The sequence below is a fragment of the Ruegeria sediminis genome (assembly GCF_005938215.1).
Taxonomy (GTDB): Bacteria; Pseudomonadota; Alphaproteobacteria; order Rhodobacterales; family Rhodobacteraceae; genus Ruegeria; species Ruegeria sediminis.
Genome location: NZ_VCPD01000011.1, coordinates 1 through 15,196 on the forward strand (window position 1 = coordinate 1; position 15,196 = coordinate 15,196).

Annotated in this window: 15 protein-coding genes; 11 read left to right on the forward strand and 4 right to left on the reverse strand. The window is 63.2% G+C overall.

Features of this window, described 5'->3' with window-relative positions; all coding sequences use genetic code 11:
- Positions 1-453: 453 nt before the first annotated feature.
- Positions 454-1,368 carry a LysR family transcriptional regulator gene (locus FGK63_RS19715; RefSeq protein ID WP_138845669.1) on the reverse strand — a complete coding sequence of 305 codons (915 nt, stop codon included), beginning with the start codon at positions 1,366-1,368 and terminating at the stop codon, positions 454-456.
- Positions 1,369-1,469: 101 nt separating this feature from the next.
- Between FGK63_RS19715 and FGK63_RS19720 the strand changes: the two genes are divergently transcribed.
- Positions 1,470-2,594 carry an enolase C-terminal domain-like protein gene (locus FGK63_RS19720; RefSeq protein WP_138845520.1) on the forward strand — a complete coding sequence of 375 codons (1,125 nt, stop codon included), beginning with the start codon at positions 1,470-1,472 and terminating at the stop codon, positions 2,592-2,594.
- An 11-nt stretch (positions 2,595-2,605) separates the two neighbouring features.
- Here the strand turns inward: FGK63_RS19720 and FGK63_RS19725 are convergent, their stop codons facing one another.
- On the reverse strand, positions 2,606-3,121 hold the full coding sequence (locus FGK63_RS19725; RefSeq protein WP_138845522.1) for a winged helix DNA-binding protein: 516 nt from the start codon (positions 3,119-3,121) through the stop codon (positions 2,606-2,608).
- A gap of 114 nt (positions 3,122-3,235) precedes the next feature.
- On the opposite strand from FGK63_RS19725, the gene FGK63_RS19730 reads away from it, so the two are divergent.
- The 9 genes from FGK63_RS19730 (at position 3,236) to FGK63_RS19770 (ending at position 12,323) form a co-directional block, all read left to right on the forward strand.
- On the forward strand, positions 3,236-4,498 hold the full coding sequence (locus tag FGK63_RS19730) for an NAD(P)/FAD-dependent oxidoreductase (protein ID WP_138845525.1): 1,263 nt from the start codon (positions 3,236-3,238) through the stop codon (positions 4,496-4,498).
- A 40-nt stretch (positions 4,499-4,538) separates the two neighbouring features.
- A complete protein-coding gene (locus tag FGK63_RS19735; RefSeq protein WP_138845527.1) occupies positions 4,539-5,513 on the forward strand; it encodes a TRAP transporter substrate-binding protein in 975 nt (324 codons plus the stop codon).
- Between the two features lie 80 nt (positions 5,514-5,593).
- Positions 5,594-6,124 carry a TRAP transporter small permease gene (locus tag FGK63_RS19740; RefSeq protein WP_138845529.1) on the forward strand — a complete coding sequence of 177 codons (531 nt, stop codon included), beginning with the start codon at positions 5,594-5,596 and terminating at the stop codon, positions 6,122-6,124.
- Between the two features lie 5 nt (positions 6,125-6,129).
- Entirely contained in the window at positions 6,130-7,443 is a 1,314-nt protein-coding gene (locus tag FGK63_RS19745) for a TRAP transporter large permease (RefSeq protein ID WP_138845531.1), read from the forward strand.
- A 69-nt stretch (positions 7,444-7,512) separates the two neighbouring features.
- Complete coding sequence (locus FGK63_RS19750) at positions 7,513-8,436, forward strand: hypothetical protein (RefSeq protein WP_342777340.1); 924 nt, start codon at positions 7,513-7,515, stop codon at positions 8,434-8,436.
- On the forward strand, positions 8,423-9,172 hold the full coding sequence (locus FGK63_RS19755) for a 5-oxoprolinase subunit B family protein (RefSeq protein WP_138845533.1): 750 nt from the start codon (positions 8,423-8,425) through the stop codon (positions 9,170-9,172). The genes FGK63_RS19750 and FGK63_RS19755 overlap by 14 nt, the downstream gene beginning before the upstream one ends.
- Entirely contained in the window at positions 9,169-10,167 is a 999-nt protein-coding gene (locus tag FGK63_RS19760) for a 5-oxoprolinase subunit C family protein (protein WP_138845535.1), read from the forward strand. The genes FGK63_RS19755 and FGK63_RS19760 overlap by 4 nt, the downstream gene beginning before the upstream one ends.
- A 12-nt stretch (positions 10,168-10,179) precedes the next feature.
- A complete protein-coding gene (locus FGK63_RS19765) occupies positions 10,180-10,941 on the forward strand; it encodes a LamB/YcsF family protein (RefSeq protein ID WP_138845537.1) in 762 nt (253 codons plus the stop codon).
- A 107-nt stretch (positions 10,942-11,048) separates the two neighbouring features.
- Positions 11,049-12,323, forward strand: coding sequence for an adenylate/guanylate cyclase domain-containing protein (locus tag FGK63_RS19770; RefSeq protein WP_138845539.1), 1,275 nt, complete (start codon positions 11,049-11,051; stop codon positions 12,321-12,323).
- Positions 12,324-12,337: 14 nt separating this feature from the next.
- On the opposite strand, the gene FGK63_RS19775 is transcribed toward FGK63_RS19770, so the two are convergent.
- Positions 12,338-13,789, reverse strand: coding sequence for a D-alanyl-D-alanine carboxypeptidase family protein (locus tag FGK63_RS19775; protein WP_425471884.1), 1,452 nt, complete (start codon positions 13,787-13,789; stop codon positions 12,338-12,340).
- A gap of 253 nt (positions 13,790-14,042) precedes the next feature.
- Positions 14,043-14,744 carry an HAD family hydrolase gene (locus FGK63_RS19780; RefSeq protein ID WP_138845543.1) on the reverse strand — a complete coding sequence of 234 codons (702 nt, stop codon included), beginning with the start codon at positions 14,742-14,744 and terminating at the stop codon, positions 14,043-14,045.
- A gap of 92 nt (positions 14,745-14,836) precedes the next feature.
- On the opposite strand from FGK63_RS19780, the gene clpS reads away from it, so the two are divergent.
- Entirely contained in the window at positions 14,837-15,178 is a 342-nt protein-coding gene (gene clpS / locus FGK63_RS19785) for an ATP-dependent Clp protease adapter ClpS (RefSeq protein WP_138845545.1), read from the forward strand.
- The last annotated feature ends 18 nt before the right edge of the window (positions 15,179-15,196 follow it).

Genomic DNA, 15,196 nt, shown 5'->3' on the forward strand with positions numbered 1-15,196 from the left:
AGACCAGCGCGCATCAAACAGCGCCCCCGCCTCTCTCAAAACCATAGATGCCGCCGTCTCTCCAGCGTGTCCACCAGGCCTCTCAACCCTACCAGCAACACCGCAGCGCCGCCGGTGAGGGGCGTTCTAGGCTTTACGAAAGACCTCCGCAAGTGGAAAATCACGAACCGGCTGAATTTTTTGCAGAGATCGAAATATCGTCGCTTTATCAAAATGTTACATGAACAACTAGCGAGTTCCACCGCCACCGAAACAGCACTGTCCGCGTTGCCCCCGAACCATTTACAATGCCCAGACAGGTCCGTCACACCACATATTGTTGGCTACAAGGCACACCACACAAGCGCAGTCGCCCGAGTCGGCGAACATGCGAGTCGCTTGGTAGCCCAAACCCACGTTCAACTGGCTCGAATCCACGTTTGACGAAGGAACATGCGCCCGGACACCCAACCTTCACGGCTTTTGGGCAATTCCGGGCACAGCGAGTTTCGCCATGCTCGCAGCGACTTGATCGAGAAATTGCTTGCCGATGGCCGAAATCGGCCGTCCGCGGACCGTGACGATGACCACGTCCAACAGGATCCGTGGCTCGAACCGGCGCAACACGTAGCCCCGGCGATCATCGCTTGAAAGCGTGAAAGGATCGACGAGCGCCACGCCCAGCCCCTGCTTCACGAGGTTCAGCGCGTTCCGGAACAGATCGGTATGGCAGCGGATGCGCATGTTCGCCCCTTCCTGATGAAACGCCTCGCGCGCGCGCCGGTACACCATGTGATCTGCGCCCATGACAATGAAGGGCACATCGTCGAGCAGGCTTGGGGTCAACACGTCGTGGTGGGTCAACGGGCTGTCGTCGGGAACGGCACAGAGTATCTCGAAGAAGAAAGGAACCTGCTCCAGGCCATCATGCCGGACCGGCGGTTCGCATATCCCGATTTCGAACAGGCCGGCGACGACCCATTCCTGGATCTTCGAGGAATATTGCGACTGGAAGGCGATGCTGAGATTCGGCTTGTCGGCCACGAACCGGGCAATCTGTTCCGGCATGAAGCCAAAGGCCATCGCGTGGCTGGTAGCCACCTGCAATTGACCTGCCTTCTGGTTCTGCAGGTCCACGACCGCCTGGTTCACGTGGTCGAGGCCGCGAACCACGGTGTCGATCTCGTCGAACAGGACCTTCGCTTCGGGCGTGGGAAGCAATCTGCCCCTGTTGCGCTCGAAGAGCTTGAGCTTGGTATGGCGCTCCAACTGGCCCAGCAGATTCGAAACGGCAGGCTGGGATACGCCCAACTGTTCCGCCGCGCGCGTCACGGTGCCGGTCTCGATGATGGCATGAAATGCCTGGTAGTGGCGGAAATACGAGATCATATCGCCCATTATCATTTTTCCTGATGCTATTCGAAAGAATTCGTATTTGAAGTGATGCAATTCCATCCCCACACTGACCGGCAAGTTCTGGGGAGGACGGCGTGGACTTGCGGCAATGCATCATCGGGTTCGACCTGTGGCACTTGGCCCTGCCGGTCGTCTCGGCACGCGATCACGGCATCGGCCGGGTCGAAGGTACGTGCGAAGTCGTCGTTCTGCGGCTGACGGCGGAGGGCGGCGCGCAGGGGTTCGGAGAAGCCTCGCCCTGGTCCGTCTTCACCGGCACGCCCGAGGCAAGCTATGCAGCTCTGGACCGTTATCTGCGCCCATTGGTTCAGGGCCGCAGGGTCGGAAACCGTGCCGCGATCATGGCAGACGCCGCCCGCGCGGTGGCGCATTGCACCGAGGCCAAGGCCGCACTGGAAAGCGCGCTGCTTGACCTTGCCGGGCACATCACCTGCCAGCCCGTCTGGGCGCTGATCGGCGGCAAATGCCGTGACACCATTCCGCTCAGTTGCTCGATCGCCAATCCGGACTTCGACGCCGATATCGCGCTGATGCAGCGGCTTCGCGAGGACAAGGTCGGGCTGATCAAGCTCAAGACCGGGTTCAAGGATCACGCCTTCGACATCATGCGGCTGGAACGCATCGCGCAGGATTTTCCAGAGTTCCGCGTGCGCGTGGACTACAATCAGGGGCTGGAACCCGAACAGGCGATCCCGCAGGTACTGGACGTAGCCCGTTTCAAACCCGATTTCATCGAGCAACCCGTGCGCCATCACCATTTCGACGTGATGGCGCGGCTGCGCAATGTGACCGACGTGCCTCTACTGGCCGACGAGAGCGTTTTCGGCCCCGAGGACATGGTGCGCGCCGCCCGCGAGGGCATCTGCGATGGCGTTTCCGTCAAGATCATGAAAGCCGGCGGCCTGACACGCGGCCAGACCGTTGCCCGTATGGCCGCGGCGAACGGGATGACGGCCTATGGCGGTGACATGTTCGAAACGGGGCTGGCGCATCTTGCCGGCACCCACATGATCGCGGCGACGCCCGAGATCACCTTGGGCTGTGAATTCTACCAGGCGACCTATTACCTGAAAGAAGACATTCTCGAGACGCCCTTCCAGGTGCGGGACGGGCAGGTCGTGGTTCCGAACGGACCCGGCCTCGGTGCGCGGCCCGATGTCGGCAAGCTCGACCATTACAACGTGAGGAGGGCGTCGTGAGGCGCGCTGTCTCAGTAGGCGGTGGCGGCGCGGGCGGCCTGATCGTATTGGCCGGACATAAGGCGCAGCAGGCTGGAGACGCGGCCGAGCTGTTCGGGTTCGATGCCGATCTCCTGCATCGCGTCGAGCAGCAGTGTCTCGCGGATCTCGCGGTACCGGGTGCAGGCTGCCACGCCCTCGGTCGTGGCCTCGACGGTCTTTTCCTTGCCCTGGCGGCCCTCTTTGACCAGTCCCGCCTTGCTCAGCTTCTTGATCGCGTAATTGACCGTGTGCGTGTCTTCGACATTCAGGACGAGGCAGATATCGGCCAGTTTCTTGGGCTTGTCGCGGTGCCTAACCGTATGCAGCACCAGCACGTCCAGCGAGGACAGGCCCGAATAGCCCGACGCGGCCATGGCCCGCACGGTCCAGCGAGCGAAGGCGTGGCCGGCTATGATCAAGCCGAATTCGAATTCCGACACTTCCGGAAAGGTTCCCTCAGCAAGATGGGCCGAGGACACGACCGGGCCGAACGTGGAGTTTGACATGCGACCATCCTATGACTCGCTAGCAACTTGTCAACAATTTGTTGACGTTTTGCAAATGTGTGCCATCCTGTCCCGCAAGGAATCGCTTCTGTGGCCGGACGCCCGTGTGACGCAATGACCGAAAGACCAAAGACCATAGCCATCATAGGCGCCGGGATCGTCGGTGTGTCCACTGCAGTCTGGCTGCAACGCAACGGGCATCAGGTCATCCTGATCGATCGCAAGGGGCCCGCCGAAGGCACGTCCTTTGGCAACGGCGGCATTCTGGCTTCGTGCTCCATCGTGCCGGTCACCGTTCCCGGGCTTTTGCTCAAGGCGCCGAGGATGCTGTTCGATCCCAATCAGCCACTGTTCCTCAAATGGGGCTATCTGCCTCGGCTGTTGCCCTGGCTGGTGAAGTATCTCGGCAATGCGAATGCACAGGGCGCCAGCCGCACCGCCGCGGCCTTGGCGCCGATCGTGGGCGACAGCCTGCAGGACCATCTGGCGCTGGCCGAAGGGACCGGCGCGGAAAAGTGGATCGTGCCCTCGGACTACCTGTATGTCTACAACGACCGCGCTCATTTCCAGGGCGACGCCTTTGGCTGGGAGTTGCGCCGCAAGCACGGGTTCACCTGGGGCGAGTTGGAAGGCCAGGCGTTCCACGACTACGACCCGGTCTTTGCCGCCGATCTGGGATTCGCGGCCCGGCTCAGGAACCACGGGCGCATCACCGATCCGGGACAGTATGTGAAAGACCTGGCCGGCCATGTCCAGTCGCGCGGCGGACAACTCGTCCGGGCCGATGCCGAGGACATCGTGCGCGAGAACGGCCAGGTCGTGGCGGTGCGGACCGCGGGGCAGAACATCGCCTGCGACGCCGCGGTGATCGCCGCCGGTGCCTGGTCCAGCCCGCTGGCCCGAAAACTGGGGCTGAACGTGCCTCTCGAATCCGAACGCGGATATCATGTCGAGTTCTGGAATCCGTCGGTCATGCCGAAATCGCCCGTCATGGTGGCGGCACGCAAATTCGTCGCCACCCCAATGGACGGCCGCCTGCGCCTGGCCGGCGTGGTCGAGTTCGGCGGGACCGACGCCGGGGCATCGGAGGCCCCAATCGATCTGATGCGCAAGAGTGCCAAGGCGGTCTTCCCGAATCTCGAGGCGGCCGAGGTCACGGAATGGATGGGCCACCGCCCCGCACCGGCGGATTCAATTCCCGTGATCGGAGAACTGCCCCACATCAAAGGCGCGTATACCGGCTTCGGCCATCATCACATCGGCCTGACGGGCGGCCCCAAAACCGGGCGCCTTCTGGCCCAACTCATCTCAGGCCAACAGCCGAATATTGACCTGAGCGTCTATTCACCGGCACGCTACACGAAGGCCGGGCAATAAGATCTGGTAAACAGAAACAACCAACAAGGGAGAGAACAAGATGAAGAAGCTAACACACCTGATGGCCGCAACCGCGCTGACCGCCACGGCGGCAATGCCGGCGATGGCCGAGAAATGGGACATGCCCATGGCCTACGCGGCGACCAACTTCCACTCCGAAGTCGGCGCGAACTTCGCCAACTGCGTGACCGAGGGCAGCGGCGGTGCAATCGAAATCGTCACACATCCTTCGGGTTCGCTGTTCGCAGGCAACGAGATCATGCGCGCCGTTCAGACCGGCCAGACCAATATTGGCGAGCGGCTGCTGTCGGCGCATCAGAACGAGAACCCGATCTACGGCGTCGATTCCATCCCCTTCCTGGTCTCGTCCTTCGACGAACATGAAGCCCTCTGGAAGATCGCTCAACCCGCCGTGAAGAAGGCGCTGAAAGAGGACAACCTGCACTACCTCTACTCGGTGCCATGGCCGCCGCAGGGTCTGTATTTCAACAAAGAGGTGAATTCGGTCGAAGACCTCAAGGGGATCAAGTTTCGCTCCTATTCCACGGCGACCGCCCGCATGGCCGAACTGACCGGCATGTTGCCGGTCCAGGTCGAGGCGGCGGAACTGTCGCAGGCGCTTGCGACCGGCGTGGCCGAAAGCTTCATCTCGTCGGGCGCGACCGGCTATGACCGAAAGGTATGGGAGCACCTGACCCATTTCTACGAAGTCGATGCCTGGCTGCCGCGCAACGCCGTGTTCGTGAACATGGACGCCTGGAACGGGCTTGATGATGCGGCCAAGGGCGTGATGACCGACTGCGCCGCCAAGGCGGCGGAAGAAGGGCTGACCCGATCCAAGGAATACACGCAGTTCACTCTGGACGGCCTCAAGGAAGGCGGCATGACCGTCACCCGCGCGGGCGATCAGCTGGTCGGCGAACTGCAGGCGATCGGCGAAACCATGACCCAGGAATGGCTTGAAACGGCCGGCGACGAAGGCAGCGCCATCGTCGATACGTACAAGAACCAGTGACGCGGGCGCGGGCCGGCAAAAACGACCCGGCCCGCCTCGACCCCAACCCGGTTCTTCCCAACCACGAACGGAGTCATGACATGGCGGCAGCCCGCGCGCTCCGGCGCCTTCTCGACTTTCTTTACCTGACCGGCGGCGTGATTGCGTCCTTGTTCCTGATCGCCATCCTGGCCTTGATCGTGCTGCAGATGCTGGCACGCTGGACAGGGCAGGTATTCCCCGGGGCCACCGACTATGCCGGTTACTGCATGGCCGGTGCCTCGTTTTTCGCCTTCGCCTACGCGCTCAATCACGGCGCGCATATCCGGGTGTCGCTGGTTCTGTCGGCGCTCGGGAGCAAACGCTGGTGGGGCGAGTTGTGGTGCTTTGCCATTGGCAGCGTCATCACCACCTGGTTCGCCTGGTATGCAGTCAAGGGCACCTATGTCTCGTGGCGCTGGGAAGAACTGAGCCAGGGTCTTGATGCAACCCCGGTCTGGATCCCGCAGCTGTCCATGGCGATCGGTGCGATCCTGCTGGCCATCGCCTTCTGGGACCATCTGGCCCGTCTTGTTTTCCTTGGCGATCACGGCATCCGCTCGGACCTGGTCGACCAGAGCCACGCGGAGTAGCGAGGATGGAACAACTCCTGCCGATCGGAATCTTTCTTTTCGTCCTGTTCATGCTGCTCGGCTCGGGCGTATGGGTCGGGCTTGCGCTGATGGGCGTGGCCTATGTGGGCATGGACCTTTTCACCACTCGACCTGCGGGCGACGCGATGATCACCAAGGTATGGACCTCGTCCTCGTCCTGGACGCTGACCGCCTTGCCCCTGTTCATCTGGATGGGCGAAATACTCTACCGAACGCGATTGTCCGAGGACATGTTCCGCGGACTCTCGCCCTGGATGGCGCGCCTTCCGGGCGGTCTGGTGCATACCAACATCGTCGGCTGCACGGTCTTTGCCGCCGTATCCGGCTCGTCGGCGGCGACTCTGACCACGGTCGGCAAGATGTCGATCCCGGAACTCCGCAAGCGCAAATACCCGGAGACCATGGTCATCGGGACGCTGGCCGGGGCGGCGACGCTGGGCCTGATGATCCCGCCTTCCCTGACGCTGATCGTCTATGGCGTGACCATCAACGAATCGATCACCAAGCTGTTCATGGCCGGCGTCTTTCCCGGCCTGGTGCTGGCGCTGATGTTCATGACCTACGTGGCGGTCGTATCCTTCGCGTCCAAGTCCTTCGATCCGCTGCCCGAACCGAAGATGACGCTGGCCGAGAAACTCAGGAACTCGCGCTTTTTGATCCCGGTCATCTGCCTGATCCTGGTCGTGATCGGCTCGATGTACATGGGCGTCGCGACCGCAACCGAGGCAGCGGCCTTCGGCGTGATCGGCGGGCTGGTTCTGGCGGCGTCGCAAGGATCGCTGACCTGGGCCACTTTCACCGACAGCCTGATGGGGGCGGTCCGCACCTCGGCGATGATCGCGCTGATCCTAGCGGGCGCTTCGTTCCTTTCACTTTCGATGGGGTTCACCGGCCTGCCGCGCGGACTGGCCGACCTGATCGCCAGCCTCGAGCTGTCACGGCTGGAACTGCTGATGGCGCTCTTGGTCTTCTACATCGTGCTGGGCTGTTTCCTTGACGGCATTTCTTCGGTCGTCCTGACGATGGCGGTGGTCGAGCCGATGATCCGTCAGGCCGGCATCGACATCATCTGGTTCGGCATCTTCATCGTGGTGGTGGTCGAGATGGCGCAGATCACGCCGCCGATCGGCTTCAACCTGTTCGTGCTGCAGGGCATGACCCATCACGAGATGACCTTCATCGCCCGAGCGGCCATCCCGATGTTCCTGATCATGGTGCTGATGGTGTTCGTTCTGATCGCCTTCCCCGAACTCGCCACCTGGTTGCCGGAGAACATCCGGCAGAGGCCGGGCGGGTGAACCCCGGGAACTGAGACCGGTACTGGCCCCGACGCGGGCCAGTACCCTTCCGCCCCTCCTCGCTGTTCGATGATCCTGTCTCTGCTCACATTCGTCGCCCGCCACGGCAAGCTCGGGCTGATTGCCGGCCTCGTGGCCGGTATCGCCCTGCCCGGTCTTGCCGGTGTTCTGCGGTATTGGATCCCCGAAATGGTGGCGTTTCTGCTGTTCCTCACCGCGTTCCGGATCGGTCCGCGGGATACGATCGAAAGCCTCGATGCGCTACGTCGCACCGCCACCGCCGCGCTGGTTCTGCAACTCGCCCTGCCGCTGATCTTTCTGGCGCTGCTGGCTTTGATCGGCCTGCCGCTGTCGCCGCTTGCCCTTGCGGTCGCGCTGATGCTGGCGGCGCCTTCCGTTACCGGCGCGGCAAATTTCGCGATCCTGCTGGGGCATGACCCCGCCCCGGCCCTGCGCCTGCTGATCCTTGGCACCGCGGTGCTGCCGCTGACCTGCATCCCCGTCTTCGCCCTGCTGCCGCAATTCGGCGCGCTTGCCTCGGTCCTTCAGGCCGCCGCGCGACTGCTTGCCGTGATCCTGGCCGCCGCGGCATTGGGGTTCGCCTTGCGCCACTGGGGCTTTCCAACGCTCACCGACCGCGGCCGCCGCGCCACGGACGGCCTGACCGTGATCGCGCTGGCCATCATCGTCATCGGATTGATGTCCGCCATCCGTCCTGCCTTCGAACGCGATCCGTTCGAGCTGGCCTTCTGGCTCGCCGCCGCGTTCGGCGTCAATTTCGGGATGCAACTGCTCGCCTTTGCCGTTTTGCGCGCGCGTGGCCGCAAGGATGCGGTGCCCACCGCGATCGTTGCCGGCAACCGCAATTTCGCACTGTTCTTTGTGGCGCTGCCGCCCGAGACGACCGATCCCCTGCTGATCTTCCTTGGCTGCTACCAGTTCCCGATGTATCTGACCCCGACCCTGTTGCGGAGGCTCTATGACCCACGCTGAACCCTTCCCCATGGTGCGCAATGTCGGTCTGGACGGAATGCTCGTGACTTTCGCCGACACGATGACCGAACCGTCCAACCGGGCGGCGCTGGCCTTTCGTGGGGCGCTGCAGGACGCGGGTTGGGACGGCGTTCTGGAAACCTCGACCTCGCTGGCTTCGGCCTATGTGCGCTTCGATGCGGCCCGACTGCCGCACGGTGAAATCGAGACCCGCCTGCGGGAACTTCTGGCCGCGCGCGACTGGTACGCCGAGGCGCTGCCTCCGGGTCGCAAGCTGTGGCGCGTGCCGACGGTCTATGGCACCGATCTGGCCCCGCAACTGGACGAGGCCGCCGCGGCCGCGGGGCTTTCGACAGACGAGGCGATCAAGCGCCTCAGCCGGACCCGCGTGCGCGTTCTGACCATCGGTTTTGCCCCGGGCCAACCCTATCTCGGCCCGCTGGGGCCCGAGTTCAACATTCCCCGCTTGCAGGAATTGACCCCGATGGTGCCCGAAGGTGCGCTGGTGCTGGCGATATCGCAATTCGTTCTGTTTTCCGGCCCGACGCCTACCGGCTGGCGCCATGTCGGCCAGACCGCCTTTCGCTGCTTCCGCCCGGAAATGGAACAGAGCTTTGCCCTGAACCCCGGCGACGAAATGCTGTTCGAGCCGGTCACCCAAGCCGAGTTGAAAAGGATCCGAGCGGCAATCGAAGACGGAACTGGCGGCGCGACGTGCGAGGAGATCCCGGCATGAGCCTGATCGTCCGCCGCATCGGCCCCGCCTGCACGATCCAGGATCAGGGCCGCCAAGGTTATCTGGATCAGGGCCTGTCCCGCTCGGGCGCCGCCGACCTGCTGGCGCTGCACGAGGGGGCGGCGCTGCTTGGCCAAGACCCGGATCTGGCCGCGCTGGAAATGGCGGGAATGGGCGGTGAGTTCGAGGCTGCCGGCGACATCCGCATCGCCCTGACCGGCGCGCCGATGCAGGCCAGCATCGACGGCGGCGCGGTGGTCTGGAACGCCTCGCATCGACTGGCCAAAGGGCAGCGGCTGACCATCGGCGCGGTGTTGAAGGGTGCCTATGGCTACCTGCACCTTGGCGGCGGGATCGCAACCGACCCGTTCCTCGGTTCGCGCTCGGTGCATCTGACGGCAAAGGTGGGGCGCGCGGTCGAAGCTGGCGACACCCTGCCCAACGGCCCCGACAAGGGAGAGGCGGGCAGGAAACTCGTGCCGGCCGATCGGTTCTCCGGCGGTGTGCTGCGCATCGTCGCCAGTTTTCAAACCTCGCTTTTCGACCAGGCCACCCTGGACCGGTTCACCCGAACGGAATTCAGGCGCGGACCGCGCGCCAACCGGATGGGAATGCAACTGGAAAGCGACGGCGCGGGATTCGCGGCCAGGGGGCAGCTCAACATCCTGTCCGAAGTCATCACCCCCGGCGATATCCAGATGACGGGTACCGGGAGCCCCTTCATCCTCCTGCCCGAGTGCCAGACGACCGGCGGCTATCCCCGCATCGCCACCGTCCTGCCCTGCGACCTGCCCCGTGCCGCCCAAACTCCGGCTGGGGGCGCGATCAGGTTCCAGTTCGTCACCCTCGACCTGGGGACCGCCCTTCAGGAGGCCTTCGTCCAAGACCTCGCCAGCCTGCGGCGGCGCGTCGAGCCGCTGGTGCGCGCGCCCCATGACATTCCGGACCTGCTGTCCTACCAATTGATCAGCGGAGTGGTCTCCGCCCAAGACTGAGGAGTTTCACAGATGAGCCGTGTCGATCTGAACGCCGATATGGGCGAAAGCTTTGGTCCCTGGAAGATGGGCGACGACGCAAGCCTGTTGAAGATCATCACCTCGGCCAATATCGCCTGCGGGTTCCATGCGGGCGATCCGGACGTGATGGCGCAGACAATGGCGCTGGCGGCGGAAAACGGTGTGGGCATCGGCGCGCATCCCGGTTTCCCGGACCTGCAAGGGTTTGGCCGGCGCAACATGAAGGTGCCGCATGACAGCCTGCGCAACCTTGTTCGCTATCAGCTTGGCGCGGCGCGAGGTATGGCCGCCGCCGTCGGCACCAAGGTCCGTCACCTCAAGCTGCACGGGGCGCTCGCCAACATGTGCTCGGCCGATATCGGCATGGCGCGGGCCTGCTATCAGGGCGCGCTGGACGTGGATCCGGACATCATCATCATGGTGCTGGCGGTGACCAAGCAGGAAGAAGCAGTGCGCGATTTGGGTTGCAGATGGGTGGGCGAGATTTTCGCCGACCGCGCCTACAATGACGACGGCACGCTCGTCGACCGGTCCCTGCCTGGCGCGGTGATCCACGATCCCGAAGTCGCTGGCCCCCGCATCCTGAACATGGTCCGCGAGGGGGCGATCATCACCGAAAGCGGCAAGCGGCTGGAAACATCCATCGATACGATCTGCCTGCATGGCGATGGGCCCACTGCGGTGCAGATTGCCGGGTCGGTTCGCAAGCATCTGATCGACGGCGGGATCGAAGTCACGCAGTTCTTGCGCTGAGGAAGCGAATTCCGGCGCCCGAGCAGGGACTTGCAGGATCGAACGCCGCCGATTTCGGAACGCGGCCGCGACATGTGGTAATCTGACTTCCTGAACTGGGGGCAAAGATGTCGCGGCTTGTTCAAGGCGGGCGCCGGCTTCTGGATCTTGGCGTCCGAAACCGGGATTTCGCGCAGGATCGGCGCTTGCGGATCCTCAATGCGGTTGCCGTGCTCGCCGCGTTGATCTCGCTGCTCTACTGTTCCTTCTACGCGGTCTACGACTGGCGCCATTTTTGGCGGGAGATCGCGTTCCTTCCGTTGATGGCCTTGCTCTACACTTCGGTTCTGTATTTCACCCGACTCGGGCGCGCGACCTTCGCGATGTGGTACCTCGTCAGCGTCGCCTTGTTCCACCTGGGCGTGATCTCGTGGATGCTCGGTCCGGAATCCGGTTCCCTGAGTTATCTTCTGATCGTGCCGTTCGTGCTGGCGCTTTTGATGGGCGAAAACGACCGGTTTTCGGTGTGGCCGATAGCTGTGGCCGTCGGTGTGCTTTTCGTGTTGGTGAGTTTGAGCGTCCAATCCGGCAGCATCACCTCGCTGCCCCAACGCGTCCAGATTTGGATATTTCTCGTCAATTCCTTCGGCGCGATATTCCTGTCCTGCGTCGTTGCCGTGTTTTTCCGCTGGCTGATCCAGGTAACCGAAAGCGAACTCGACGCGGAACGACGGCGCAGCGACAGGCTGTTGCATGCGATCCTGCCGGGCTCGGTCGTGCCACAGTTGAAGGCGGACCGCCGCAAGGTCATCGCGCAGGACATTCCCGGTGCGACGGCTGTCTTTGCCGATATCGTCGGTTTCACCGGATGGGCGCTGCGCACACCGCCGGACGAGGTCGTCGCCGAGCTCAACCGGATCTTCAGCCGGATCGACAAGCTGTGCGGCAACAGGAAGCTGGAAAAGATCAAGACGATCGGTGACGCTTATTTCGCCGTCTGCGGTGCGCCGGACGAAATGCCCGAACACGCGGAACGGGTTGCGGATTTCGCCCTCGACCTGATGGCAGAAGCCGAAAATTGGGACTCAGCGACCCTGCCGAAGCTGCGGTTCCGCATCGCGATCGCGTCGGGCCCCATGGTCGCAGGGGTCATCGGCCGCACCAAATTCGCCTATGACGTCTGGGGAAACACGATCAACCTGGCCTCGCGGATCGAGGAGCATTGCAATCCCGGCGAGATCCTGATTTCGGCGGCGACCGACGCGGCCCTGCCGGTTCGGTTTGTCCGCGAGGCCAAGGGGCCCTTCGACATTCGCGATCAGGGACCGACGGAATTGTTTCGGTTGATTTCGAGGACCGAAAAGAAAGGCCGCGCTTTGGAGGCGCGGCCAGCAAGTCCGTGAGTGTGTGCCGGGCCTCAGGAGGGCCCGATCATGAAACAGGTCACGTTCCGCGCGATGAGGCGGCGGCAGGCCAGGTCGGCCTGTTCGCGGGTCATGCCCTGGAACGTCGCTTCGTAGCCGCGCGAACTCTGGTTCACCTTGCGCAGCGTTCCGTCCAGCGTGGTCATTTCCGCCAGCGCGGTTCTCAGCAGGATCTTTTCGGCTTCGTACCGGGACGTGTAGCGGCCGACGTTGATTCCCCACAGATGCCCGCCCGAGGTGGATAGTCGCGTAACGACCTCCTGTTCGGGTTCCGGCTTCGCCTGCGGTTCGGGCTGGGCGGCGGTCTCAACCGATGCGAGCACCAGGTTTTCCGGGCGCAAGGCGGGGCGGGTGTCGGCGGATTCTACCGGCGGCGCGGTCGGCGTCACGTCAGCGGCGGCGATCGCCGCTTCGATGCCGGCCTGGATGCGCGTGCCGTTCTCTGCGGCGGTTTCGACGACGGCGCTGGCGACCTGAACCGTCGCTCCGGCGCCCGGCCGCAGGATCGGGCGCAGGCTCCGCTCGGGGGCTGCAGCCAGTTGCGTTGCGTCGGACGTCGCACCCTCGATACCCGTGTTGCCTGCGTATAGCGGCCGGTCGGGCCTGCGGATCGGGGCCCGTGACGGTGCCTTGCGGAACCCGAGATCCAGAAGTTCGGCTACCTTGGCATTGCGCGAAGCGCCGGACTTGCCGCCGAAGACGGTCGCGATGATGCGCTCGTCGCCGCGCTTGGCCGAGGCCACCAGGTTGAATCCGGCTGCGCGGGTGTAACCGGTCTTGATGCCGTCCGCGCCCTTGTAGGCCTCCAGCAGACGGCGGTTGGTGTTTGGAACCGTCTTGATCCCGGCATGGGTCGATTGCCGCGAGAACAGGTTGTAGTACTGCGGATAGTCATAAAGAAGGTGCCGTCCCAGCGTCGTCATGTCCCGCGCCGAGGACAGATGCCCCTCTTCCGTCAAGCCGTGCGCGTTCTTGAACGTGGTGCGTGTCATGCCCATGGCGCGCGCAGTCCGCGTCATCCGGCGGGCGAACGCGGCCTCGGATCCGCTGATGGCGATACCTATTGCGGTGGCGGCGTCATTGGCCGATTTCACTGCCGCCGCGCGGATCAGATAGCGGAACGCGATCGTCTGGCCTGTTCTCAGACCCAGTTTGGATGGCGGTTCGGAAGCCGCATGTTGCGTGATGCGCACCGGCGTATCCAGAGTGATCTCGCCGTTCCGCACCGCCTCGAAGGCGATGTAGAGCGTCATCATCTTGGTAAGCGACGCCGGGTGCAGCCGGGTGTCGGCGTTATGGGAATGCAAAACTTCGCCCGTGCGCGCATCGATCACCATCGCCGCGTAGGGCGCCGCTGCCACGGCCAGCGGCATCCAAACGAAAAGCCACAGGAAAGTTAATAGGTATAGGCCCACACGGGCCGGAACTGTCCGCCGAACCTGCACGATCTTTGCCTCTGTCTGCCTCGCGCCGCCGGGTTTTCCCGGTCGGCTTGATCAAATTTATTAGGAGAACCGTAGCATAGTGCCGCGACAAAAGAAACCGGAAGCTGCCTTGGCGGACCATCAAACTTTGCCTTGAACACCACAATATCTTGATCGCCGGTGTGCGCGTGACGCTAGACCAAGGAAAATGGCCAAAAAACGGCGCAGCCCGGTAGGATTTCTGGATTGTGGCGCGCAACTGCAACAGATGCCGTCACGACAGGGACCGAACCAGATCCGCCAACCCGCCCAGATCCGGCAACTCGCGATAGCGCCGACTGTCCACTGGCGCTTCGGCGTGCTCGACTTCCCAGACCAGCCCGTGCGGCACGTAAACTCCCCAACTGCCGGCCTGGATCGCGGCCACGACATCCGAGCGCATCGAGTTTCCCACCATCATGGCCCGCTCCGCGCCATCGCCGTAACGGGCGAAAACCGAAGCATAAACATCGGGCGTTTTCTCGGACACGATCTCGACAGCGGAGAACACCTCCCCCAGGCCCGATTGTGCCAGTTTGCGCTCCTGATCGATCAGGTCACCCTTCGTGACAAGGACGATCCGATGGGTGGCCGCCACTGCCTCGACCGCCTCGCGCGCATGCGGCAACAACTCGATCGGATGGGCCAGCATCTCCTGCCCGGCCTCGATCAGTCGCCGGATCACCGAAGCCGGCACGCGGTCCTGCGTCACCTCGATCGCGGTTTCGATCATCGACAGCGTGAACCCCTTGATCCCGTATCCATAGTGCCGGATGTTGCGCTTCTCGGCCGCCAGCAGACGCTCCATCAGGTGATCCTTTTCGGCGTGGTCCGCCAGCAGATCCGCGAAATGCGCCTGGGTCAGTTGGAAGAAGCGTTCGTTGTGCCAGAGCGTGTCGTCGGCATCGAAACCGACGGTCGTGAGCATTTGTCCCATCCCGATATCGCCCGCTTTCTCTTTTCACCCGATGCGCTAAGGTTATATAAGCGCCGTCACAAACCGAACCCTGAAACGGACTATCGCGCAAAATGGTCTTAGAACCCCTGATGATGTCGGACAACCCGGACGAGGATGACAAGACCTCGGTCCTCGTGCAGACACGTCCGAAGACGAAGCGCCCGCCGCTCTACAAGGTTCTGCTGTTGAATGACGACTACACACCGATGGAGTTCGTGGTGCACGTGCTGGAACGGTTCTTCGGCATGAACCACGCGCAGGCGTTCGAGATCATGCTGACCGTCCACAAGAAAGGCGTAGCCGTGGTGGGCGTGTTCAGCCACGAGATCGCCGAGACCAAGGTCGGCCAGGTGATGGATTTCGCCCGCCGCCACCAGCACCCCCTGCAATGCACCATGGAAAGGGAGGATTGAGGCGCTTGCCGCTTCATC